This window comes from Meiothermus taiwanensis WR-220, from assembly GCF_003568585.1.
GTDB classification, from domain to species: Bacteria; Deinococcota; Deinococci; order Deinococcales; family Thermaceae; genus Meiothermus; species Meiothermus taiwanensis.
Genome location: NZ_CP021130.1, coordinates 996,769 through 1,018,276, shown reverse-complemented (window position 1 = coordinate 1,018,276; position 21,508 = coordinate 996,769). Strand labels below are relative to the sequence as shown.

At 64.2% G+C, this 21,508-nt stretch carries 24 protein-coding genes; all 24 read left to right on the top strand.

Annotated elements, in window-relative coordinates; all coding sequences use genetic code 11:
- The first annotated feature begins 10 nt into the window (after positions 1-10).
- The 24 genes from MTAI_RS05080 (at position 11) to ruvC (ending at position 21,462) form a co-directional block, all read left to right on the top strand.
- Positions 11-916: a Mu-like prophage major head subunit gpT family protein gene (locus MTAI_RS05080; protein ID WP_187388604.1), complete on the top strand. Its 906-nt coding sequence runs from the start codon at positions 11-13 to the stop codon at positions 914-916.
- Positions 917-931: 15 nt separating this feature from the next.
- A complete protein-coding gene (locus tag MTAI_RS05075) occupies positions 932-1,375 on the top strand; it encodes a gp436 family protein (RefSeq protein WP_187388603.1) in 444 nt (147 codons plus the stop codon).
- Entirely contained in the window at positions 1,375-1,857 is a 483-nt protein-coding gene (locus tag MTAI_RS05070) for a phage virion morphogenesis protein (RefSeq protein WP_187388602.1), read from the top strand. The genes MTAI_RS05075 and MTAI_RS05070 overlap by 1 nt, the downstream gene beginning before the upstream one ends.
- Positions 1,850-2,362 (top strand): hypothetical protein, encoded by a 513-nt coding sequence (locus MTAI_RS05065; protein WP_043982031.1) that lies wholly within the window; start codon positions 1,850-1,852, stop codon positions 2,360-2,362. Before MTAI_RS05070 ends, MTAI_RS05065 begins: the two co-directional genes overlap by 8 nt.
- Positions 2,352-2,552: a hypothetical protein gene (locus MTAI_RS05060; protein WP_043982033.1), complete on the top strand. Its 201-nt coding sequence runs from the start codon at positions 2,352-2,354 to the stop codon at positions 2,550-2,552. The genes MTAI_RS05065 and MTAI_RS05060 overlap by 11 nt, the downstream gene beginning before the upstream one ends.
- On the top strand, positions 2,549-3,958 hold the full coding sequence (locus MTAI_RS05055; RefSeq protein ID WP_187388601.1) for a DUF2586 family protein: 1,410 nt from the start codon (positions 2,549-2,551) through the stop codon (positions 3,956-3,958). The genes MTAI_RS05060 and MTAI_RS05055 overlap by 4 nt, the downstream gene beginning before the upstream one ends.
- A gap of 10 nt (positions 3,959-3,968) precedes the next feature.
- The gene (locus MTAI_RS05050) at positions 3,969-4,409 is read left to right on the top strand and encodes a hypothetical protein (RefSeq protein ID WP_027877654.1); all 441 of its coding nucleotides are present in this window, start codon (positions 3,969-3,971) and stop codon (positions 4,407-4,409) included.
- A 5-nt stretch (positions 4,410-4,414) separates the two neighbouring features.
- A complete protein-coding gene (locus tag MTAI_RS05045) occupies positions 4,415-4,681 on the top strand; it encodes a DUF6848 family protein (protein ID WP_027877655.1) in 267 nt (88 codons plus the stop codon).
- 1,249 nt (positions 4,682-5,930) lie between these two features.
- Positions 5,931-6,365, top strand: a complete 435-nt coding sequence (mraZ, locus tag MTAI_RS05040; RefSeq protein ID WP_024050297.1) for a division/cell wall cluster transcriptional repressor MraZ — start codon at positions 5,931-5,933, stop codon at positions 6,363-6,365.
- Between the two features lie 66 nt (positions 6,366-6,431).
- Positions 6,432-7,283, top strand: a complete 852-nt coding sequence (gene rsmH, locus MTAI_RS05035) for a 16S rRNA (cytosine(1402)-N(4))-methyltransferase RsmH (RefSeq protein ID WP_027887286.1) — start codon at positions 6,432-6,434, stop codon at positions 7,281-7,283.
- Positions 7,280-7,555 (top strand): hypothetical protein, encoded by a 276-nt coding sequence (locus MTAI_RS05030; protein ID WP_027887285.1) that lies wholly within the window; start codon positions 7,280-7,282, stop codon positions 7,553-7,555. Before rsmH ends, MTAI_RS05030 begins: the two co-directional genes overlap by 4 nt.
- Positions 7,552-8,967: a peptidoglycan D,D-transpeptidase FtsI family protein gene (locus MTAI_RS05025; protein WP_036196915.1), complete on the top strand. Its 1,416-nt coding sequence runs from the start codon at positions 7,552-7,554 to the stop codon at positions 8,965-8,967. The genes MTAI_RS05030 and MTAI_RS05025 overlap by 4 nt, the downstream gene beginning before the upstream one ends.
- Positions 8,968-9,009: 42 nt before the next feature.
- Complete coding sequence (locus tag MTAI_RS05020) at positions 9,010-10,329, top strand: UDP-N-acetylmuramoyl-tripeptide--D-alanyl-D-alanine ligase (protein WP_027887283.1); 1,320 nt, start codon at positions 9,010-9,012, stop codon at positions 10,327-10,329.
- A complete protein-coding gene (locus MTAI_RS05015; RefSeq protein WP_027887282.1) occupies positions 10,326-11,120 on the top strand; it encodes a hypothetical protein in 795 nt (264 codons plus the stop codon). The genes MTAI_RS05020 and MTAI_RS05015 overlap by 4 nt, the downstream gene beginning before the upstream one ends.
- Entirely contained in the window at positions 11,117-11,986 is an 870-nt protein-coding gene (locus MTAI_RS05010) for a phospho-N-acetylmuramoyl-pentapeptide-transferase (RefSeq protein ID WP_027887281.1), read from the top strand. Before MTAI_RS05015 ends, MTAI_RS05010 begins: the two co-directional genes overlap by 4 nt.
- Positions 11,983-13,257 (top strand): Mur ligase family protein, encoded by a 1,275-nt coding sequence (locus MTAI_RS05005; RefSeq protein WP_027887280.1) that lies wholly within the window; start codon positions 11,983-11,985, stop codon positions 13,255-13,257. The genes MTAI_RS05010 and MTAI_RS05005 overlap by 4 nt, the downstream gene beginning before the upstream one ends.
- Positions 13,250-14,362, top strand: a complete 1,113-nt coding sequence (locus MTAI_RS05000) for an FtsW/RodA/SpoVE family cell cycle protein (RefSeq protein ID WP_027887279.1) — start codon at positions 13,250-13,252, stop codon at positions 14,360-14,362. The genes MTAI_RS05005 and MTAI_RS05000 overlap by 8 nt, the downstream gene beginning before the upstream one ends.
- Before the next feature lie 145 nt (positions 14,363-14,507).
- Positions 14,508-15,542, top strand: coding sequence for a UDP-N-acetylglucosamine--N-acetylmuramyl-(pentapeptide) pyrophosphoryl-undecaprenol N-acetylglucosamine transferase (locus tag MTAI_RS04995; RefSeq protein WP_027887278.1), 1,035 nt, complete (start codon positions 14,508-14,510; stop codon positions 15,540-15,542).
- Positions 15,539-16,912, top strand: coding sequence for a UDP-N-acetylmuramate--L-alanine ligase (gene murC, locus MTAI_RS04990; RefSeq protein WP_027887277.1), 1,374 nt, complete (start codon positions 15,539-15,541; stop codon positions 16,910-16,912). The genes MTAI_RS04995 and murC overlap by 4 nt, the downstream gene beginning before the upstream one ends.
- Before the next feature lie 38 nt (positions 16,913-16,950).
- Positions 16,951-17,787 carry a UDP-N-acetylmuramate dehydrogenase gene (locus MTAI_RS04985; protein WP_027887276.1) on the top strand — a complete coding sequence of 279 codons (837 nt, stop codon included), beginning with the start codon at positions 16,951-16,953 and terminating at the stop codon, positions 17,785-17,787.
- Positions 17,788-17,908: 121 nt separating this feature from the next.
- Positions 17,909-18,538 (top strand): FtsQ-type POTRA domain-containing protein, encoded by a 630-nt coding sequence (locus MTAI_RS04980; RefSeq protein ID WP_027887275.1) that lies wholly within the window; start codon positions 17,909-17,911, stop codon positions 18,536-18,538.
- Complete coding sequence (gene ftsA, locus MTAI_RS04975) at positions 18,535-19,812, top strand: cell division protein FtsA (protein ID WP_027887274.1); 1,278 nt, start codon at positions 18,535-18,537, stop codon at positions 19,810-19,812. The genes MTAI_RS04980 and ftsA overlap by 4 nt, the downstream gene beginning before the upstream one ends.
- A gap of 50 nt (positions 19,813-19,862) precedes the next feature.
- On the top strand, positions 19,863-20,927 hold the full coding sequence (gene ftsZ / locus MTAI_RS04970; RefSeq protein ID WP_027887273.1) for a cell division protein FtsZ: 1,065 nt from the start codon (positions 19,863-19,865) through the stop codon (positions 20,925-20,927).
- 40 nt (positions 20,928-20,967) lie between these two features.
- A complete protein-coding gene (gene ruvC / locus MTAI_RS04965) occupies positions 20,968-21,462 on the top strand; it encodes a crossover junction endodeoxyribonuclease RuvC (protein WP_027887272.1) in 495 nt (164 codons plus the stop codon).
- Positions 21,463-21,508 lie beyond the last annotated feature (46 nt).

Genomic DNA, 21,508 nt, shown 5'->3' with positions numbered 1-21,508 from the left:
GAGGTAGTGCGTGATCATCACTGATGCCAACCTTGCCAGCCTGCGTCGCAGCTTCCGCGCGCTGGCCTATGAGGCCCTCGCCCAGGTCGATCTGCAATGGAACCAGATCGCCATGCAGGCGCCCAGCAACACCAGCGCCAACACCTATGGCTGGCTGGCGGACGTTCCAGGAATGAAGGAATGGCTGGACGAACGGGACGTCAAAAACCTGAGCGAGTCCAGCTACACCATCAAGAACCGAGACTTCGAGCTGACCGTAGCGGTCAAACAAAACGACATCGAGGACGACAACCTGGGTGTGTACACCCCCATGTTCCGCATGCTGGGCGAGGAGGTGGCCTATCACCGCGATCAGCTGGTATTCGATGTGCTCAAGGCCGGCTTCACCCAGACCTGCTACGACGGCAAGACCTTCTTCGCCACCGACCACAAGGTGGGCAAGCAGACCGTCAGCAACCGGGGCAACGTGCCCCTGACCGCGGCCAACTTCGAGGCCGCCCTGGCCCAGATGCAGAAGATTCCCAACGCCGCCGGGCGGCCCATGCGCCTGTTCATGGGCACCGGCGAGCGGGCCCCGCTGCTGGTGGTGGGGCCCGACCTGCGGGCCACCGCCGAGAGCATCGTGGCGCTGCGCACCCTCTCCGGTGGCGGGGAAAACCCCAACTACCAGAAGGCGAGGTTGCTGGTGGTGCCCGAGCTGTCGGGCGCTGCTTCGGCCTACTGGTTCCTGCTCGAGACCAGCCGGGCGGTCAAGCCCCTGATCCTGCAGGTGCGGCAGGAGCCGCGATTCACCGCGCTGGATCGCCCCACCGACGAGAACGTCTTCAAGCGCAAGGAGTACGTCTACGGATTCGATGACCGTAAAAATGCCGGGTACGCCTTCTGGCAGCTGGCCTACGGCAGCACCGGCGCTTAATTAAGAGGTTAGACCATGTTCACCATCGCGGATGTACGGGCCAACCTGGCGGAGGATGTGCTGATCTATCTCGTGGACGACGAGAATGAGAAGGCCATCACCCCCGCCGCAGAGGCCCGCATCCAGGAGGACATCCGCAAGGCGGTGGCCGAGGTCAACTCCTACGTGGCCCAGCGCTACACCCTGCCCCTGCCGGAAATCCCGGATGTGCTGCGCGATAAAGCGATGGACGTGGTCAAGTACAAGCTCTTTTCCCGCCGGGGCATCCGTCCCGGCACCGCCGACGAGACCATCCGCCAGAACTACGAGGACGCCCTGCGCTGGCTGCGCGACCTGGCCCTGGGCAAAACCAGCCTGACCTTCAGCGGCTCCGACGGGCCTGCGGTGCCCCAGGGGGTACTGCCCCGCATACGCGCGGCCAGGCGGGTATTTTCCCGCGAGAAACTGGAGGACTTCTGATGGGCGTGCGGATCGTGGGGGATGTAACCCGACTCAACCGCGCGCTGCGCAAACTGGCCGCTACCCGGCTGGATCGCGCGGCGGCCAGCGTGGGGGAGGCCCTGGTCTCCTCCACCATCCAGCGCTTCAACGAGCAGAAGGGCCCCGATGGGCGGCCCTGGGAGCCCCTGGCTGCGGCCACCGTGGCCCCGCGCAAAAAAGATTTCAAGAAGTCTGGTGGGCTGCGAAAGCAGGCACTGGAGCGAATGGAGAAGCGAAAAATCCTGATTCAATCGGGCCGCCTGCGCAACTCCATCACCGCCAGGCGGGACGGCAGCAAAGTGGCCGTCGGCACCAACCTGGTCTACGCCGCCATCCACCAGTTCGGCGGTCTGGCGGGCCGCGGGCGCGGGGTGCGCATTCCGGCCCGCCCCTACCTGGGCATCTCGAAAGCGGATGAGGCTGAGATCGAGCGCATCCTGAAGGAGGCCCTGGGTGGTTAGCCTGGTTCGCCAGCACCTGACCCGCGGCCTGGTCTCCACCGGGCTGCCGGAGCGGTATATCCGTCAGGAACAGCGAAATCGGGGGGAGGCGTATCCCACAGACCTGTCGGCCTGGCTCTACCCGCTGCAGGGCGAGCTAAACCGGGCCGGCAAACGGCTGTCGGTAGAGCAGACCCCTGTGCGCTCCCGCCGCTGGCTGTGGCTGGGCGGGGCCAATATGCGCTGTGAGCTGTACGCCCGCAACGAGCCGGAGCTAAACCAGATTCTCCAGGGCTTTCTGACCTGGCTGTTCGATCACACCCTGGTGGACAGCGCGGGGGTGCGCTTCAAGGTTCCGGCGGAGCGCATCCGCTTCAGCTACCAGGACGAGGAGGGGGTGCTCATTGCCCAGAACGGTATCTGGCTCGAGATCCCGGTCGAAATCGGCATCTACCGCGACAACGCCTGGACCCCGATCACGGTCGAGATCGAGCGCGAAATTGAAGGAGGCGCAAGTGGCGAGTGAGAAGGATAAAGAACCGCTGGAGCTGCCCACGGTGGAGGAGCTGGCAGCTCAGCACGGCGTGGAGGCCTGGGCCCTGGCCGGTGTGCGGGTGCGCGAGCGCTGGCCCATCGGGTTTCGGGTCAAAGAAGAGGTGTTTTTGAAGGCGGTGGAGCGCTTTTTGAAAGGCCCCACCGATGGAGGAAGTAGATGAGCCTGCCGGGTGTTTATCCGATTATTCAGGATGGCGGCCTGGGCGCAGTGGCCCCGTCCGGGGATGGGGCTCGGGTGGTGGTGGGGGTTTCCAGCGCGGGGCCCCTCAACCAGGTGATTGGCCTTTCCGACCTGGGCGCGGTGCCCTCCACCCTGGGCACGGGCCCGCTGGCGCGGGCGGTGGCCGACCAGCTCGCCTATGGCGGGGGCCAGGTCTACGCGGTGCGGGCCAGCGCGGATGTGGCTGGCACCGTGACCCCCGACGCGGGCAACCCCGCCAGCCCTGCGGTCACCATCACGGGCAGCCCGCTGGATGCCTACGATTTGCAGGTGCGGATCACCCGCGCCGGGGCACTGGGCACATCGGCGTTCGTGTACAGCCTGGACGGGGGCGACAGCCTCAGCCTGGAGATCGCCACCGCGGCCACCTACGTCATCCCCGGCACCGGCCTGAGCCTCAACTTCGCGGCGGGCAGCTACGTGCTGGGCGATGTTTACAAGTTTGCGGTGACAGCGCCCAGGTGTAGCGTATCGGCGGCCCAGACCGCCATCCGGGCCGCGCTCGGCTCGGCCCTGCTCTACGAGTACATCCAGCTGGCCCAGCCCAGCGACGCCGCCATGTGGGCGGCCCTGGATGCGCTGGCCCTGGAGGCGGAAAACCAATTCCGTTACATCTACTTCGTGGCCGAAACCGTTCCTCCGGGCAGCGATGCAGATGCCTGGGTCAACGCCCGGCTGGCGGAAAAGGCCAGCTTCGCCTCCAAGCATGTGCAGATCGTGGCCGCCTGGGGCGAGGTGGTGGATACCCTGAGCGGTCGCCTCGAGGTGCAGAGTCTGGCCTCGCGGATCGCTGCCCGCAGCAGCCGCAACCCCGTGCACATCAAAACCTCCTGGGTGCAGCAGGGCCCCCTGGCGGGGCTGGTGGTGCCCGCACCCTTCACCACGGGCCAGTACGGCAAGGCCACCAGCTTCAACAACGCCCACGCCCTGGCCCTGGACAATGCTGGCTTCACCACCATCTATAAGTTGATTGGCCGGGACGGCTGGTTCGTGGTGGACGACCGAATGGCCGCCGCCCCCACCAGCGACTACAAGATCGTGCCCAACCGGCGGGTGATGAACAAGGCCACCACCCAGGTGCGCCAGGCCCTGCTCGATTTCGTGCAGCAGGGGGTGGATCCGCTCGATCTCAATGCCTCCCTGGCTACCCTGGTGGCCCGCGCCAATACCCCCTTGCGCATCATGCAGAGCAAGGGCGAGATCGTGCGGGGCCGGGTCATCATTCCCCCCGGCCAGGACATCCTGGCCAGCTCGTCCCTGCGGGTGCAGGTGCGCATCGTCCCGCTGGGCTATCTGCGGGAGATCACCCTGGACATCGGCTTCGAGAACCCCTTTCTGGCGGCCTAGGAGGTGAATCGTGATTAACGGCAGATACTACGACTGGGAACACATCACCCTCAACCTGAAGGGCCGCACCCTGGTGGATGTGAAGTCCATCAGTTACGGCGACGAGCGAGGGGCCGAAAAGGTGTACGGCAAGGGATTGCGCCCGCGCGGATACCGCCTGAAGCGCTACAGCGGCAAGGATGGGCAGGTGGTCTTGCTGCGGGAGGAGTACGACCGCATGCTGGAGGATTCCGAAATCCAGCAGAAGGGCCTGTACAACATCGACCCCTTCGAGATCGTGGTCAGCTACGACAAGGGGGATGGGAACCCCAAGACCGACGTACTGCAGGACTGCATCTTTACCGAGCGCAGCTTCGACAACATCGAAGAAGACGGCGACGAACTGACCGTTACCCTGAGCTTCCAGTACCTGAGCCTGAAGTCCAACGACCAGGACGCCCTGGTGGAGTGAGATAAATGGCCGACAAATCCAACGCCTATCACGTTTTTGAGACCCCGGAGGGCAGGAAGTTTGCCTTCCAGAAACCCACCACCGCCCAGATCGACGCCCTGGTGGCCCGCACCCGCAAAAGCCCCACCCAGGCCACCGCGTTTTTCACCCTGGCCATCATCGAGCCCGCGCAGCGGGCCGAGTGGGAGGCCCTGCTTTCCGACAAGCCGGGCTATGCCACCGAGGTGGTCGAGGCCGTCATGGAGAAGCTGGGTTTTCCGATCAGGGGCTGATCGTAGATGAGGCCCCGAGTCCCCTCGAGCAGTACGCCGCCCTGGTCGAATACTGGTTGCACCAGCCAGCCAGCCAGGACATAGACGAGCTGCGCAGCCAGGTGCGCCGGGCGCTGTGGCTCGAGAAGCGCTACCTCAAACCCCCACCCTGACCCGGGTGGGGGTCAAATCTTAATCTTTTTCTCTCATAATTGCCCTTTATCGTATTAGAATCTCATGATAGTTTTGGCCTATTTATGAGTGCAGCTATTTCACTGTGGCTTTGGTTACTTTTACGCAATATGTTTCACGCCGGGTTGCTTTTGTTATCGCAAAAACAGCAACTTTTTGATGTTTCACCCACTCCGCCAATGTAGCATTGCTCACTTTTGGCGGAGTGGAAAATTATGTTTCACGATTTTTATCTGTTGCACACAGGTTTTTTAGCTTATTTTTGTATGTTTCACCCACTCCGTCATGGCGGAGTGGCGTTTTAAGTAATAAGGTTATAACTTTTTAGGCTGCTGGACGTTGTTTTTTCCACTCCGCCATTTGGTTTTATTTGACTTAGTCTATTTTGGCGGAGTGGCTTTATGAGAAATTTTCTTGACTTAGTACAAAATGGCGGAGTGGCTAGCACTACATTATATACTTAGTACACGCAATGCTATTTTATTTATTTTTGCCACGTTTATCGCATTATTCTAGTGTGTTGGGCTGCTTCGTTTGATTTTTTATTTTTGTATTAGTGACTCTCATTTCTGTTTTTTGCTAAATTTATTGTACTCATTGTTTTCATAATACCCACATAGTGAAAAATAGCGCGTTTCGTTTTGACATTTAGCGTGGCGCAAAATGGGCGTTAGTGACATTTAGCATGGCGCGCCCCAGTTTTCAGGCGCTTCCACCTCGATCTCACTTTTTTGCAGTTCCATACGGCATTTTTCCGCTTCATTCCGCTTCATTCCGGTTCTTCCACTGGTGACATTTAGCGTGGCGCGTAACACTCGTAGCAATACATTTGTGTGGCTGGATCATAGCATTTTTATTATCCAGAACAGCATCTGCAGGCCATGGCCTCGGCGAGATGTGCCGGGTGGGAATCCCGCCCATTTTGCACATCGAAGGTGGGAAAAAGTGGGAGACAAGTGGGAGGTGGTGGTAAAAAGTGGGGATTGCGTGGTACATTACGGTCTAGAACAGCACCTCCGGTGGGAAGCGCTCGTGGGGAGATGGGCCCAACAGTCGAAACAGCGCGGGAGAAAGCGGAATGCCCTTCGGTGAGTACCAGTATAGCCTCGATGACAAGGGTAGGGTGGTAATACCCCAATCCTTCCGCTCGTTTATCGAGGATGGGGTGGTGATCACCCGGGGCCTCGAGGGCTGCTTGTACATGTACCCCCTGCTGGCCTGGAGCAATATCGAGCGCCAGCTGCAGAACGTTCCACTCATCGACCGGGAAGCCCAGGAGCTGGTGCGCTTTTTATATTCGGGGGCTCATAAAACCCAGATGGACAACGCCTCGAGGGTGACCATTCCTCCGCCCTTGCGCAAGTTTGCCGGCCTCGAGGATACCAACGAAGCCGTGGTGGTGGGCGCACCCACCCGCCTGGAGCTTTGGAGCGAGCAACGTTGGTGGGCTGCCATCACCAAGTTCGTGGAGAACCCCACCACCCCCGAAGCCCTGCGCGGCCTGATCGGATGAACCATGTATGCGAACCTTTGCCAAACCTCCTCTATCCGGCCCAGCACCCGGTCGGAGGGCAGCAGCATGAACCACACCCCGGTGCTCTACCACGAAGCCCTGGACTGGCTTTCGGTTCGGCCGGGTGGCCTCTATGTGGACGCCACCCTCGGAGGGGCCGGCCACACCCGCGGCATTCTGGAGCGGGGCGGCCGGGTGGTGGCCTTTGATCAAGATCCAGCAGCCATCGCCCGGGCACAGGCTCTGGGCTTGCCCCACCTGACCCTCATTCAGGCCAATTTCCGTGAGCTGGTGCCCGAACTTGCCCAGCGCGGCATCCCGCAGGTGGACGGCCTCCTGGCCGACCTGGGGGTCTCGAGCTTCCACCTCGACGATGCAGGCCGGGGTTTTAGCTACCAGCGCGAAGGCCCTCTGGATATGCGCATGGGCGAGGGCGAGCTCACCGCCCATGAGGTGGTTAATACCTACCCAGAAGAAGCCCTGGCCGAGATTTTGTTCCGCTATGGCGAAGAACCCCGCGCCCGCCGTATCGCTCGCTTTATTGTGGAGCACCGCCCCATCCACACCACCACCCAGTTGGCCGAGGTAATCCGCCAGGCCACCGGTTTTCGCTCAGCCGGCCACCCGGCCCGCAAAAGCTTTCAGGCGCTGCGAATTTACGTCAACGACGAGCTGGGTGCCCTGGAGCAGCTCTTACGCAGCGCCGAGACGGTGCTCAAGCCCGGCGGCAGGCTGGTTATCATCAGCTTTCACTCGCTGGAAGACCGCCTGGTCAAGCATTTCCTGCGTGGGTCAGCAGCCCTGCGCTCCCTTAGCAAAAAACCCATCGTGCCTTCTGAGGCCGAGCAACGGGAAAACCCCCGGGCCCGAAGTGCCAAGATGCGTGTGGCCGAGCGTGTAGACGGAGACAACCCATGAAAACGGTATTGCGATGGGGCCTTTTGTATTTGCTGCTGTTGACCGGGCTAACCGCATTGGGGCATTACAATCAACAGCTCAACGCGAACCTAACTGCTCTAGAAGCGAAAGAAACAGACTTGCGGCAAAAGGAGACCCGGCTCCTGTTGCAGCGCTATCAGCTTACCGCCCCCCTGGCCTTGCGGGCCTGGGCTGAGGCCAACGGCTATATCCCCATGAGCCTGGGCCGCTGGGCCCACCCAGGCCCGGTGCCGGAAAGGAGCAGGCCATGAACCACCTCAACACCCAACAACAGGCCACCCTGAACCGCGGCTGGGTGGTGCTTCTGGCCCTGGTCGCTTTCGTCCTGGGTCTGGGCTATGGTTTCTACATCCTGTGGCACAACGCACCCAGCCTATCGCTGCGGGCCAGCCAGGTCTCTGAAACGCCTGTTGTGCGGGGCCGTCTGGAGGCCGCCGATGGCACCCCCCTGGCCCTGAGCACCCCTGAGGATGCGCGGCTGCATCCGCTGGGCCTCTCGGCAACCCAGCTCATCGGTTTTGGCGAGCGCAGCAGCGGCAAAGGTCTCTCGGGCCTCGAGCTCGATCTGGAACCCCTGCTGGCTAAAGGCCAGAGCCTGCGCCTGACCATTGACCCACAGGTGCAGGCCATCGCCGAGCAGGCCTTGTGGAAGGGGCTCGAGGCGGCCAAAGCCGACTGGGGCACGGCGGTGATTATGGAGAGCCAGACCGGCCGACTCCTGGCAGTGGCCAATGGCCCGGCCTTCGACCCCACCGCGCCCCGGGGCGATATTCGCAAAGACATCGCCTGGCGCAACCACGCTTTTATGTATGCCCTCGAGCCGGGCTCAACCATCAAAGCCCTGACCGCTGCCGTGCTGCTGGAAGAAAACGTGGCCCGGCTGGACACCAAGGTCTATGCCCCCATGAGCCGGCGCGTGGCTGGCTGGACGATCAACGACGTGGTACGGCATCCCGAAACCCTCACCCTGAGCGAGGTGCTCAAGTACTCCTCGAATGTGGGCATCACCACCCTGGCCGAGCGAATTCCACCCAAGACCCTGTTCGATTTCTTCAAGCAGCTACACTTTCTGGATGACCAGCTTCTTCCACCGCTGTCCTACCAGCCCCCAATTGCGGTGCAGGTAGCCGCTCCCCAGGTACGGCCCATCCAGCGCTGGGGGCCCGCCGAGTACGCCAATGCCACCTTTGGGCAGGGTTTTCTGATCACCCCCCTGCACCTGACCGCTGCCTACAACGCCCTGGCCGCCGATGGGGTCTACCGCCAGCCCATCCTGTTCGAGGGCAACACCTCGCAAAGCAAGGCGGTCTTCCGGCCGCAGGTGGCCCGTGCAATCCGCCAGGCCCTCACCCAGGGCATAACTGAGAACGCCAAGCTTCGCGGCTACACCCTAGGCGGCAAGACCGGTACCGCTCAGGTAGTGGTGAATGGCCGCTACAGCAGCAGCGTGTACACGGCCCTGTTCGCTGGCTTCATTCCCTCCGATACCCCGCGTGTGACCGTGGTGGTCACGCTGTACCATCCCAAGGGCAGCCGCATCCATGGATCCCAGGTAGCCGCCCCCATCTACCGCGAGATTGCAGCCCGGCTCTTTGCGCTCTGGGGGATACCGCCCCAGCCGCAGTTGGAACCCTCATCAAAAACCGGTAAACTGGTTCGTTGATGAGCATTTTGTGTATGTTGAGCAAAACACTCATATGAGCTTATGGTACCGAGCAAGACCCCCAAGGAACTCCACCCTGAATGGGTAGCCCGCCTGACTGGCGGCCATATACATCCCGGTGTCTCGGTGGCCCACGACCTGCACTGGGACTCCCGCCAGGTTGGGCCTGGGGTGGCTTTTTTTGCCCTACCGGGGTCTCGAACGCACGGTCGTGAGTTCGGACAGCAGGCCCTACAGGCTGGCGCAGCTTTCGTGGTCAGCGACCTAAACCACCCCGGCACGGTGCAGGTGACCAGGCCCGAGCGGGCCCTGCTAGCGGTGGGCCGGGCCTTGCGGGATCAGTTCAGGGGAACCGTGCTGGCAGTGGGCGGCAGCTCGGGCAAAACCACCACCAAGGAATGCCTGTCCCAGGGGCTGGGCTGGCCGGCTCCGGAAGGCAACCTCAACAACGCCCCCGGCCTCACGCGTTTCTTTTTCCATCTAGAGCAGGCCGAAGGCTGCGTGGTAGAGCTGGGCATCGACCGCTTGCTGGAAATGGCCGAGCTGGCCTACCTGGCCCGACCCGATATCGGGGTGCTCACCAGCCTGGGCGCGGAGCACCTGGAAGGGCTGGGCGACCTCGAGAACATCGTTCGAGAAGAGAGCTGGCTGCTGCAGGTCAGCCCTTTGCGACTGGCCAGCGTGCAGGCCGCTGAACTGCTGAACCTGCCCAACCTGATCACCTATGGCCTCGAGGCCGGCGACTTTCGCGCGGAAGGGGTCGAGATGGGCCTCGAGGCCACCCGCTTCCGCTTCGAGGGGAAGGTTGTCCACCTCCCCTACCCTGGCGTGGGGCCGGTGCTGGGGGCGGTGGCGGCCCTGGCCATTGCCCGGATGCTGGACAAGCCCCTCAGCCTGACCATTGAGCGGCTGGCCCACCTCCGGCTGCCCCCAGGCCGGATGCAGCGCCTGCGGCTGGGCGGTATCGACTTTATCCACGACGCCTACAACGCCAACCCCCTGTCGTTCAGGGCCGGGATGGCGTTTTTACAGGCACAGCCCGGCCGCAAGTGGCTGGTGCTGGGGCGTATGGCCGAGCTGGGCCAGGAGGCCCTAAAGCACCACCTCGAGGCCGCCCGCCTGGCTGCCACCGTCAGCCCCAACCTGGTTTTCGTTGGCCCCTTTGCAAAGCAGCAGGCCGCAGAGGCTGGTGGAACCGCCCTCGAGACCATCGAGGAGACGGTGCAGTTCCTCTCCCACCGGGTGCAGCCCGGCGACCTGGTCTACCTCAAGGCTTCGCGCAGCGTGGGCCTCGAGCGCCTCCTGGAGCTCTGGCCCAGAGAAAACAACCATTCGACACCGGCCGAAAAGGAGGGGGCATGAGGGCCGGACTGGTCGTCTGCGGCCTCTGGCTGGCCGCCTGCGCACCCCAGCCAACCACCCCATCCACCAGCACGACCCTCCTGATCGAAGGGGGGGTGGTGGAAGGGCGGGTGGTGCGGGCCGGGGCGCTACAGCTGGCCCTGCCCAGCCCCACCCCCTGGGTGGCCCGCAACGGCTCAACCCTCCTGGCCGCCTACCCCTTCCAGCTTCTGATCTATCAAGATGGCCTCATACAGGATAGCCAGCCGTTGCCGGGGGTTCCCACATTCCTGCGGGCTAAACCCCTTCCCCTGGTGGGCCTGGAAGACCGCCTCTTCGTACCGGGGCTGGGCAGCCTCCCCTACAAGGCCAAGGATGCGCTCTACACCAAAGAGGGTGTCTACTGGATCGACGGGCAGGGCCTCTACCTTGGGCGCCGCCTGCTGGCCGAAGGGCGGTTTAGCCTTCTGGCCGCCAGCGAGCGCTACGTGTACGCTTTTGGGCGCGAAGCCTTCCGCCTGCCCGACAACCTGCGGGTTCCTTTGCCCGCCGGCGTGCAGGCTGCCGTGGTGCAGGACGACCTCTACGTGCTCACCTCCGAAGGAATTTACCGGCTAAGCCCGGAGGGGCTGCGCCTGGGCTTCCGGCCCGGGGCCTACAAGGGCCTCGAGACCGACGGCACCTACCTCTACACCCTCGAGGGGGGCCGCCTTCGCACCCTGCAGCTCAACCTGGATACCGTTCGTCGGTTGGAACCCCAAGCAGTTATGGCTGTAAACCCCCGACCCCTTCTCCGTTTGGAGGTACCATGAACACCCTTGCTGCAGCCCTGCTCCTGAGCTGGTTCCTGGTGGGGCTTTGGATTACCCTGATGCAGTCGCTGAGGCTTGGCAAGCAGGTGCGGGCCGATGGGCCGCAAAGCCACCTGGTCAAGATGGGCACCCCCAGCATGGGCGGGGTGGCGTTTCTGCTGGCGGCTGGGGTGGTGTACGGCCTCTCGGGCGGCGATCAGTGGGCGGGGCTCTGGCTCTTGGTGCTGGGCATGGCCCTGCTGGGTCTGGCCGACGACCTGGCGGGTTCACTGCGCCGCCCCCTGAGGGCCCGGGAGAAGCTGGTGGTGCAGGCGCTGATGAGCCTGATTTTCGCCATATGGGCCGCGCGCCAGGTACACTACACCCCCTATCCCGCACTGGATGTTTTGCTCTTCACGCTGGTGGTGATAGCCGCCTGCAACGCCTTCAACTTTACCGATGGGGTGGATGGGCTGCTCGCCAGTGTTACCGCAGTCATCCTGCTACCCTTTGTGGGCTTACCCACCGCCCAGGCCATGGTGGGGGCGCTGCTGGGCTTTTTGTGGCACAATGCCCCCAAGGCCACGGTCTTCATGGGCGACACCGGCAGCATGGCCCTGGGCGCGCTGACGGCGGGGCTCTTCATCCTCGAGGGCAAGCTGTGGTGGCTGCCGCTGGCGGCCTTGATTCCGGTGTTGGAGGCGCTCTCGGTGATCGTCCAGGTCAGCTATTTCCGCCGCACTGGGAAGCGCTTTTTCCGCATGAGCCCGCTGCACCATCACTTTGAACTTTCCGGCTGGCCCGAGAGCAAGGTGGTCTTTCGCTTTGTGGCCGTTACCGCACTGTGCACAGCCCTGGCGGTGCATCTGTGGGGGGGGATGGGATGAGGCGGCTGGTATACGGGCTTGGTCGCAGCGGGCTGGGGGTGCTGGCCTACCTGCAGCGGCATGGCCTCCCAGCCGCCTTCTACGACGACAAGCTCAAACCCGAGGAAGCCGAGCAGGCTCTAAAGCTGGGGTTTGCCCTCGAGCCCAACCCCACCCCCGGTCTTTACGACCAGGTCATCGCCGCTCCTGGCGTCCCCATCCAGCACCCCCGGCTGGCCGCGCTCCGGGAGGGAGGGGCCGAGGTAATCGGCGAGGCCGAGCTGGTCTACCGGCATTCGCAAACCCCGCTCATCGGCATCACCGGCACCGCCGGCAAAACCAGCTGCACCCTATTCACCGGGCACTTTTTGCGGGCGCTGGGCTTCAAGGCGGTCGAAGGAGGCAACATCGACCCCCCTCTGGCCGCCGTGGTGGACGAGGCCGAGGTGGTTGCAGCCGAGATGAGCAGCTTCCAACTCGAGCGCGTCGTGCACTTTAGGCCCAGGGTGGCGGTACTCCTGCTGCTGGGCGTGGATCACCTCGATCGCCACGGCAGCCTCGAGGCCTACCACGCAGCGAAGCTCAATCTAATCAAGAACCTCACCGCCGAGGATGCCCTGGTCTACAACGCCCAAGACCCCCGGATCCTGGCGGGCATCGCGGGAAGCCCGGCCCGTCGCTACCCCTTTGAGCCGGCCCCTAGCCCCCGCGAAACCAACCTGAACGCCGCCCTGCAAGCAGCCCTGGCCTATGCCCACATCGTCCAGCGCGAACAGCCCGGCCGAACCTGGGCGGTCGAGCCCAGCGCCCAGGCCCTGGCCCCGTACCGGGACACCGCCCCCCAGCCCGAGGCCCGCTACGAGGTGTTTGCCCGCATGGGCGGTTTGCATTTCATCGACGACTCCATCGCCACCCGCCTCGACTCGGTGCGCACGGCCCTGGAAGCGGCCCCCGGGCCGGTGGCCTGGATCCTGGGGGGTGTGGACAAAGGGGCACCCTCCGCCGAGCTCCTGGAGGTGGTGGAGCGCAAGGTGCGGTTGATTCTGGCGCTGGGCCGGGATGGCCCCCGCCTGGCCGCGCCGTTTCGAGGGCGGGTGGAGGTGCTGGAAATCAGCGAGCCCGACGGGCGCAAGGCCCTGCGTGAAGCGGTGCTCGAGGCCCTCCAGCGGCTCACCACGGGCAGCGTGCTGCTGGCCCCCCTGGCCGCCTCCTTCGACCAGTTCAAAGACTACAAGGAACGCTCCCGGGTATTCCGGGAAGTGGTCATGGAGTTAGGAGGGGTTCATGGATAGCATCCTGCTTCTGGCCCAGCTCCTGCTGTTTGCCCTCTCGGCCCTGGGGGTGGCCACCTCCGACTGGATGCGGGCCGCCCCCGAGCAGCACAGCCTGGAGAATCTGCGCAACATCGCCCTCTCGCTGGCCCTGATGCTGATGGTCTCGCGCCTGCACCCCCGCTGGGCCCTGCAGGCCGCTCGGCCCATCTTTCTGCTATCGCTGGGGCTCTTGCTAGCCAACCTACTGATAGGCTTTGGGCCGGGCAGCGAGCGTCGCTTTATCGACCTTCCCTTCACCTCCTTCAACATCCAGGCCTCGGAGCTGGCCAAGCTGGCGGTGGTGCTCTACCTGGCCGCCTTCTTCCACAACAAACCCACCGACTACCCCATCATCGGCCCTATCCTGGCCATCAGCCTGGCAGCCGGGCTGATCATCGCCTCCCCCGACCTGGATACCGGCCTGTTCGTGCTGCTCCTATCGGGCTTTTTGCTGATCGTCATCGGAGTGCCCTGGCGGCGCTTGCTGGCTATTGGGCTGGCGGCCTGGGTGCTGGCCCTCTCGGTCTCGGGGCTGTACCTGCACCGTTTCGAGAAGGTGCGGGATCGCTTCGAGGGCTGGAGCACGTACATCAGCGGACGGGTCGATGAGCTGAGCCCAGAGGTCATCCGTGGCCCCCTATACCAGATCACCCAGGCCCACAAGATTATCGTCAACGCTGGGCCGTTTGGGCAGGGGGTGGGCTCGCGCATGCCCAACCTACCGGAGTCGCACAACGACTTTATCCTGGCCTCCATCATCTGGTCGGGGGGTTGGTTGGCAGGCTTTATGGTTTTGCTGGCCTGGTGGCTTATTCTGGCTCGAGGTCTGCAAATTGCCGCCAACCTAGAAGGCGCCCAAAGCGTGCTGGCCCTGGGTCTGACGCTGTACCTGGTATTGCAAGCCGCCCTCAACATCGCTGCCGTCATCGGAACGGTACCCATCGGAGGCTCGCCGTTGCCCATGGTCAGCATGGGTGGCAACTCGATGATGATGGCCGGGATCGCCATGGGCCTGCTGCAAGCCCTCTCACGCGAGGCCTTTGGCAAGAGAGAAAAAAGGCCCACACAGGAGGCCCAGCAATGAGGCGAAAATCAGCGCGCAGCAATGTACCAGGCCCTGCCGGATTCCTTTGGCTCGAAAATGGCAAGCGCGCATCTGGCCTGTACAGGCAGGAGGGCACAGTTCTGGCTTCCACGCCCAGCTTCTGCGCCCTCCCCAAAGGAGGCGCATGGTGATCGTTACCGGCGGCGGCACCGGCGGCCACCTCTATCCGGGGCTGGCGGCGGCGCGGGCGCTGCTGGCCGCTGGCGAGCCGGTAACCTACGTAGGGGCTTTGGGGGGCCTCGAGGAGCGGGTGCTTCCCGAGACCAGGCTGCCGTATCGGCTCATCCCGGCCGGCAAACTCTCGCGCGAGGCCCTGCGCCCGGGCGAAGGGGTGAAGGTGCTGCGGGGCCTTTTGGAGGCCCGGCAGGTCGTGCGGGAGCTGCGGCCCAGGGCGGTACTGAGCATGGGCGGCTATGCCGGTTTTCCGGTGGCCTTCGTGGCTGCGCTGCTGGGCATTCCCATGGTGATCCACGAGCAGAATGCCAAGCTGGGGCTGGCCAACCGGATTCTGGCCCGGCTGGCCCGCCGGGTCACCCTCGCCACACCCATACAACTAGAACCCCGGCTGGCCGCCAAAACCCAGGTGGTGGGATACCCGGTGCGCGAGGAAAAACACAGCCCTGCCGAGGCTCGAGCGGCCCTGGGGCTGGATCCCACACGCCCCACCATTCTGATTCTGGGCGGAAGCCAGGGCAGCAAGGAACTCAACGAGCAGCTGCCCCAGCGGCTCTACCCCCTCCTGGGCGAATGGCAGGTTCTGCACCAGTGCGGGGTGCGCTGGGAGGGTGATCTCAAGGCCCTGGAGCGACCGCACTACTTTGTGCGCGGCTATGTGGATAGCGCGCTGGCCTGGAGCGCCGCGGATTTTGCCATCACCCGCGGGGGGGCCGGCACCCTATCGGAGGCTGCCTTCCACCAGGTGCCGGTGCTGGGCGTACCGCTGCCCCGCAACCTGGACGGGGGCGCGCAGTGGGCCAACGTGGGCTTTTATGCCGAGCGGGGCGCGGCCCGGCTGCTTCACTCCTGGGATCAGTTCGAAACCGAGCTTAATGCTTTGCTCGACCCCTCCACGCGGGCCCAGATCCGCGATAGACTCAAGAGGTTGTCGCCAGCGGGAGCCGCCGAACGGCTGGCCCAGATCGTTTTGGAGGTAGTGTGAAGCATTATCACCTGATGGGCATTGGTGGAATTAGCATGAGCGGGCTGGCCCGCCTCCTGCGCAAAGACGGGCACGTGGTGAGCGGCTGCGACAGCCAGCTTTCCGACCTGACCCGGCAGCTCGAGCGTGAGGGCATCCGGGTCTACCAGGGCCACAACCCAGCGCATCTGCAAGGGGTGGACGTGCTGGTGGCCTCCACCGCCATCCCGGACAGCGAGCCCGAGCTCAGCACTGCCCAGACCCTGGGCATCCCGGTCTGGCGGCGGATCCAGGTGGTGGCCGAGATTCTGCAGGGCGGCTACAGCCTGGGCGTCACCGGCTCCCACGGTAAAACCAGCACCACCTCGATGCTGACCAGTATTTTCATCGCTGCCCAGACCGACCCCACCGTGCTGCTGGGGGCCGAGCTGGGCCTGATTGGCGGCAGCGCCAGGGTGGGCTCGGGCCGGTATCGGATTGCCGAGGTGGACGAGTCCGACCCGCTGTTTCGCTTTTTGCAGCTGGATGTGGCGGTGATTACCAACCTCGAGCCTGACCACGTATCGCCCGATGGACAGGCCCGCCCCAACTACCACGCCTCCTTCGAGGCCCTGCAGGAGGCGGTGCGCTCCTTCGCAGGCCGGGCCGGGCACATCATCTACAACGGCGAGCCCCGCTGGCAGCTGCTGGACACACTCACCCAGGGCCGCCCCCGCAGCAGCTTTGGGCTTTTGGCAGGCGACTGCCACGCCCAAGAGATTGCCCTCGAGCCCTTCGGCAGCCGCTTCGAGCTGGTCTGGCAGGGCCGGGTGCTGGGGCCGGTGCGCCTGCAGGTCCCCGGCGAGCACAACATCACCAACGCCCTGGCCGCCTCGGCGGCGGCGCTGGTGGCCGGAATCCCCTTCGAGGCCATCCAGCAGGGCCTCTACCAGTACACCGGGGCCAGCCGCCGCTTTGAAAAGGTGGGCGAACTGAACGGGGCTTTGATCGTGGACGACTACGCCCACAACGCCACCAAGCTATTCGCGCTGCTCAAAGCGGCTCGCAACACCGGCCTGCGGGTGCGGGCGGTCTTCCAGCCCCACCGCTATGGCCGCAGCGAGCAGGAATGGCCCCTGTACGCCCAGGCCCTCGAGCAAGCCGACGAGACCCTCCTCCTGGATGTCTACGCCGCCGGGGAAGCCCCCCTCCGGCTCACCAGCGCCCAGATCGCCCAGCGTATGCTCGAGCACCTCATCGCCAAAGGCTGCCGGGCTTCGTACCAAAGCTGGGACGATACCCTCAACTACCTGCGCCAGAGCGCCGCACCGGGCGATCTGATTCTGACCATCGGGGCCGGCAACGTCTCCAGGCTGGGGCGGCTGCTGGCAGCGGAAAAGGAGGCCGTGTGAGGGGTTGGGGAAAGACCACCGATCCGAGGTAGAAACCTATGAAAATTGCACGCCTGCCACTCGCCAAGCTCACCACCATCGGGGTCGGGGGTGAGGCTGAGGTCTGGACGGTGGAGACGCTGGATGACCTCAAAACAGCCACCCAGGCCCCTTACCGGGTGCTGGGCAACGGCTCCAACCTGCTGGTCTCGGACGCGGGCGTCCCGGAACGGGTCATCCGGCTCGCAGGGGAGTTTGCCGAATGGCGCCCCGACCTCGCGGGCTGGGTGGGCGCGGGCGTTTTGCTGCCCACGCTCCTGCAGGCCTCGGCCCGGCTGGGCCTGAGCGGCCTCGAGGGTCTGCACGGGGTTCCGGCCCAGGTGGGGGGTGCGGTCAAGATGAACGCCGGCACCCGCTTCGGCGAGATGGCCGACGCCCTCGAGCTCGTCGAGCTCTACCACGACGGCGGCCTGCAGGTCTACCACCCTTCGGAGCTGGGCTTCCGCTACCGGCATTCCGAGCTGCCCCAGGGCAGCATCGTCACCCGCGTTAAGCTGCGCCTGACCCCTTCCACCCAAGAAGCTGTGCGGGCCAAAATCGCCCTGGTCGACGCGGCCCGCAAGGGCCAGCCCAAGAAGAAAAGCGCGGGCTGTGCCTTCAAAAACCCCCCCGGCGACTCGGCGGGCCGTTTGATCGACGTGAGCGGGCTCAAAGGAACCACCATAGGCCGGGCCATGATCAGCCTCGAGCACGGCAACTTCCTGGTCAACCTGGGCGGGGCCACCGCCGCCGAGATGTACGCCCTGATCCGCAAGGTACAGGCGGTTCTGCCCCTCGAGGTGGAGTGGGATATCTGGGGTGAGATTGCACCCGCTGAGACAGAGGTGAGCCGATGAGGAGAGGTAAGCGGTCAAGGCCACAATGGAAGCCGGTCGCCCCCGGCGGCTTGCAGCGAGCGTTGGCACCCTCCCGCCCCCGCTCGCAGTTCATGGGCGCGCCCGCCCGAGGGAGGTTGGCGTGATCCGGGCGGGGCTTCTCATCCTGCTGCTGGCCTCCCTGGGGGTGGGCTCGCTGGTGGTGCTGCCCATCGAGCAGGTCGAGGTGGTCGGCCACCGGCAGCTCTCCCCCACCCAAGTCCAGCAGATCACCGGCCTCGAGCCCGGTGCGCCCTGGCTGTGGGCCTGGCCTTACAGGCTAAAGCCCCTGCTGGACAACCCCTGGGTGCGCTCGGCCACCCTCGAGCGCCCCGCACCTGGGCAGATCCGCATCGTCTTGCAAGAGCGCACCTCGATAGCCAACCTTCTGATCAATAAAACCCGAATGGGTCTGAGCCCAGACGGCGTGCTGCTGCCCAACCCCCCCGTCCAGACCCCGCTGATTGAGGGTCGGGGTGACCTGCCCATTGGCGATCTGCTGCTGCTGGTGCAGGCCTTCCCCAAGGCAAAGCACATCCGCTACGATGTGGGCGGTTATCAGATCTCGACCGATGGGCTTAATGTTTGGGGCAAGAGCGTCAAAGAGTTGCAAGATTGGGCTAAACTCAGCAGAATAGGCAAAAGTGACGCAAGCGCGGTTCTTGCGCACCCCGCCACGTGGTCAAACGGCCGTATATATGTGTATTCTTGGGGGGTGAGTGCTCGCCGATGATTCTCGTAGGCCTAGACGTTGGAACCACCAAAGTAACAGCGGTCATCGGTGAACTGTCCCCGGATGGCATCCTAGACATCATCGGGGAGGGCACCGTTCCTTCCCAGGGGCTCAGGCGCGGGGTCGTCACCAACCTCGAGCGCACCACCGAGTCCATCCGCCAGGCCGTCTTCCAGGCCGAGCGGGTGGCCGGGGTCAAGGCCGAGCAGGTCTGGGTGGGGGTGGCCGGGGCCCATGTGCGCAGCGTGACCAGCCACGGCCTGGCCGCCATCCGGCGGGGCCAGCAAATTACCATCACCGACGTAGAGCGGGCCATCGAACAGGCCAAAGCCTACCCCTTCGAAGGCGATTTCGAGCTCATCCACGCCCTCCCGCTGGAGTTCCGCGTGGACGGCCAGGAAGGCATCCGCGACCCCATCGGCATGGCTGGGGTGCGGCTCGAGGTCGATGTCCACCTGGTCGCGGGCAGCAGAGGCCCCCTCACCAACCTGCGCAAGGCCGTGGAGGATGCGGGCCTGGAGCTACAGGGCCTGGTGCTGCAGGCCTACGCCTCGGGGCTGGCGGTGCTCTCACCCGAGGAACTCTCCATGACCGTCATGCTGGTAGACATCGGCGGAGGCACCACCGACGTGGCGGTCTTCCGCCAGGGGCGGCTGGCCCACTCAGCGGTGATTCCCCTGGGCGGCGACCATGTCTCGCAGGACATCGCCAAGCTGCTGCAGATCCCAGTGGAGGAGGCCGAGCGGGTCGCTAAGAAGTATGGCGCGGCCCTGCCCGAGCTCGCCGATCCGGAGCTGGTGCTCGAGGTCAGCCAGGAGGGCACCGCCCAGATCTCCTACCAGGCCCCCGACCTGGCCCGCATCATCCGGCCCCGCCTGCGGGAGATTCTGCACCTGGCCCGCCAGAGCGTGGATGAAGCCCTGGGACCACTGGAAATTACCGTGGGCAAGGTCATCCTGACCGGCGGTACCAGCATGGTGCGCGGCCTGGAGGAGCTGGCCCGTAAGCAGTTCAACCTGCCGGTGCGGCTGGGCAAACCCATCGGCGTGCAGGGCCTCATCGACGTGGTGGCCTCCCCCACCCACGCCACCGCTGTGGGCCTGGTGCGCCACGCCGCCAGCCTGGCTGCTCAATCCCACCCTGTCCGCAGCCACCGGCCCAGCCGCAGCAAGGCCGGTCAGAACAGCAAGCCGCTGCTGAACAGTGAGGGCGCAACCAACGCAGCCAGCGGCCTTTGGGAGCGCATTAAGGGAATGTTCAAGAACTTCTTTTAGTCATTTTCGTGTCGGTGCAGTAATCTAGTGCAATATAACCGGGAGAGATTATGGGTGACGTACAGATTAAAGTGATCGGGCTTGGCGGCGCAGGCAACAATGCGGTCAACCGCATGATCGAATCGGGCCTTACCGGCGTTGAGTTTATCGCAGCCAACACCGATGCACAGGTTCTGGCCAACAGCCTGGCCGAGGTACGCATCCAGCTAGGCGACAAACTCACCAGGGGGCTGGGAGCTGGGGCCAACCCGGAGATTGGCGAAAAAGCAGCCCAGGAAGCCGAAGAGCTGATTAGCGAGTACCTCGAGGGCGCCGATATGATCTTCATCACCGCCGGCATGGGCGGTGGCACCGGTACTGGCAGCGCCCCGGTGGTCGCGCAGATTGCTAAAAACCTGGGCGCCCTTACCGTGGGGGTGGTGACCCGCCCATTCTCCTGGGAGGGCCCCCGCCGTCTACGGGCCGCTGAGGAGGGCATCCGGCGCCTGCGCGAACAGGTCGATGCCATGGTGGTCATCTCCAACGACCGTCTGCTCGGAGCGCTGGACAAAAAGGTCTCGGCCAAGGACGCCTTCATGATCGCCGACCGGGTGCTCTACCACGGGGTCAAGGGCATCACCGACGTCATCAACCTGCCCGGCCAGATCAACCTCGACTTTGCCGACGTGCGCACCCTGCTCACCGGGGCCGGTCAGGTCTTGATGGGCATAGGAGCGGGCCGGGGCGAAAACAAAGTGCAGGAAGCCGCCCAGTCGGCCATCCAGAGCCCTTTGCTCGACCGCTCGGTAGAGGGGGCTCGCAAGCTGCTGATCAATGTGGTGGGCGATGAAGACATCTCGCTGATGGAGGCCAGCAGCGTGGTCGAGCAGATCCGGGAAGCCACCGGTGTGGAGGACGTGGACGTGCTATACGGTCTGACCTACGACAACCGGGCCCAGGACGAGATGCGCGTCATCCTGATCGCCGCGGGCTTCAACGAAAGCGCCGTGGTCGCCAAGCCCGGCGGGCGCCCCCTCATCGACTTTCCCACCAGCAATGTGGACATCAGCAACTTCGACATCCCGGCGTTTATACGCTATGGCGATGGCGACTACCCACCCAAGCGAGGCAATTAGTCCATAGAAGCGATCCCCAAGCGTCCAGGCTCCACGCCCAATGATCGTCTTAGGCATCGACCCCGGTATCACCAACCTGGGCCTGGGTGTGGTGGAGCAGGTCGGAAAGCAAGCCCGGATGCTGCACGCCGAGGTGGTCAAAACCAGCCACGGTGAGACCGCGCCCGAGCGGGTGGGCAGGCTTTACCGGGCGGTCTACCAGGTGGCCGCCACCTACCGCCCCCAGGCCATTGCGGTAGAAGAGCAGTTCTTTTACCGGCAAAACGAGCTGGCCTACAAGGTGGGCTGGGCCATGGGGGTGGTGTTTTTGGTGGCCGACCAGCTCAATATCCCGGTCTATGGCTATGGCCCCCCCAAAGTTAAGCAGGCCCTGGTGGGGACTGGCCAGGCCGACAAGCACCAGGTGGCCTACATGGTGCGGGCTTTGCTGGGCCTAAAGAGCCTACCCAAACCCACCCACCTGGCCGATGCCCTGGCTATTGCCCTCACCCACTGCTTCTATCAACCGCTTTCCCCAGGCCAGCCGGTGACTTAGGGTGCAGATATGAACCTGGCCGGAAACCACTTCGCTCTACAATGAC

Coding starts and splice junctions, on each gene's coding strand:
- MTAI_RS05075 (WP_187388603.1), top strand. CDS start 932: ATGTTCACCATCGCGGATGTACGGGCCAACCTGGCGGAGGATGTGCTG.
- MTAI_RS05070 (WP_187388602.1), top strand. CDS start 1,375: ATGGGCGTGCGGATCGTGGGGGATGTAACCCGACTCAACCGCGCGCTG.
- MTAI_RS05055 (WP_187388601.1), top strand. CDS start 2,549: ATGAGCCTGCCGGGTGTTTATCCGATTATTCAGGATGGCGGCCTGGGC.
- MTAI_RS05045 (WP_027877655.1), top strand. CDS start 4,415: ATGGCCGACAAATCCAACGCCTATCACGTTTTTGAGACCCCGGAGGGC.
- mraZ (WP_024050297.1), top strand. CDS start 5,931: ATGCCCTTCGGTGAGTACCAGTATAGCCTCGATGACAAGGGTAGGGTG.
- rsmH (WP_027887286.1), top strand. CDS start 6,432: ATGAACCACACCCCGGTGCTCTACCACGAAGCCCTGGACTGGCTTTCG.
- MTAI_RS05030 (WP_027887285.1), top strand. CDS start 7,280: ATGAAAACGGTATTGCGATGGGGCCTTTTGTATTTGCTGCTGTTGACC.
- MTAI_RS05025 (WP_036196915.1), top strand. CDS start 7,552: ATGAACCACCTCAACACCCAACAACAGGCCACCCTGAACCGCGGCTGG.
- MTAI_RS05020 (WP_027887283.1), top strand. CDS start 9,010: ATGGTACCGAGCAAGACCCCCAAGGAACTCCACCCTGAATGGGTAGCC.
- MTAI_RS05015 (WP_027887282.1), top strand. CDS start 10,326: ATGAGGGCCGGACTGGTCGTCTGCGGCCTCTGGCTGGCCGCCTGCGCA.
- MTAI_RS05010 (WP_027887281.1), top strand. CDS start 11,117: ATGAACACCCTTGCTGCAGCCCTGCTCCTGAGCTGGTTCCTGGTGGGG.
- MTAI_RS05005 (WP_027887280.1), top strand. CDS start 11,983: ATGAGGCGGCTGGTATACGGGCTTGGTCGCAGCGGGCTGGGGGTGCTG.
- MTAI_RS05000 (WP_027887279.1), top strand. CDS start 13,250: ATGGATAGCATCCTGCTTCTGGCCCAGCTCCTGCTGTTTGCCCTCTCG.
- MTAI_RS04995 (WP_027887278.1), top strand. CDS start 14,508: ATGGTGATCGTTACCGGCGGCGGCACCGGCGGCCACCTCTATCCGGGG.
- MTAI_RS04985 (WP_027887276.1), top strand. CDS start 16,951: ATGAAAATTGCACGCCTGCCACTCGCCAAGCTCACCACCATCGGGGTC.
- ftsA (WP_027887274.1), top strand. CDS start 18,535: ATGATTCTCGTAGGCCTAGACGTTGGAACCACCAAAGTAACAGCGGTC.
- ftsZ (WP_027887273.1), top strand. CDS start 19,863: ATGGGTGACGTACAGATTAAAGTGATCGGGCTTGGCGGCGCAGGCAAC.
- ruvC (WP_027887272.1), top strand. CDS start 20,968: ATGATCGTCTTAGGCATCGACCCCGGTATCACCAACCTGGGCCTGGGT.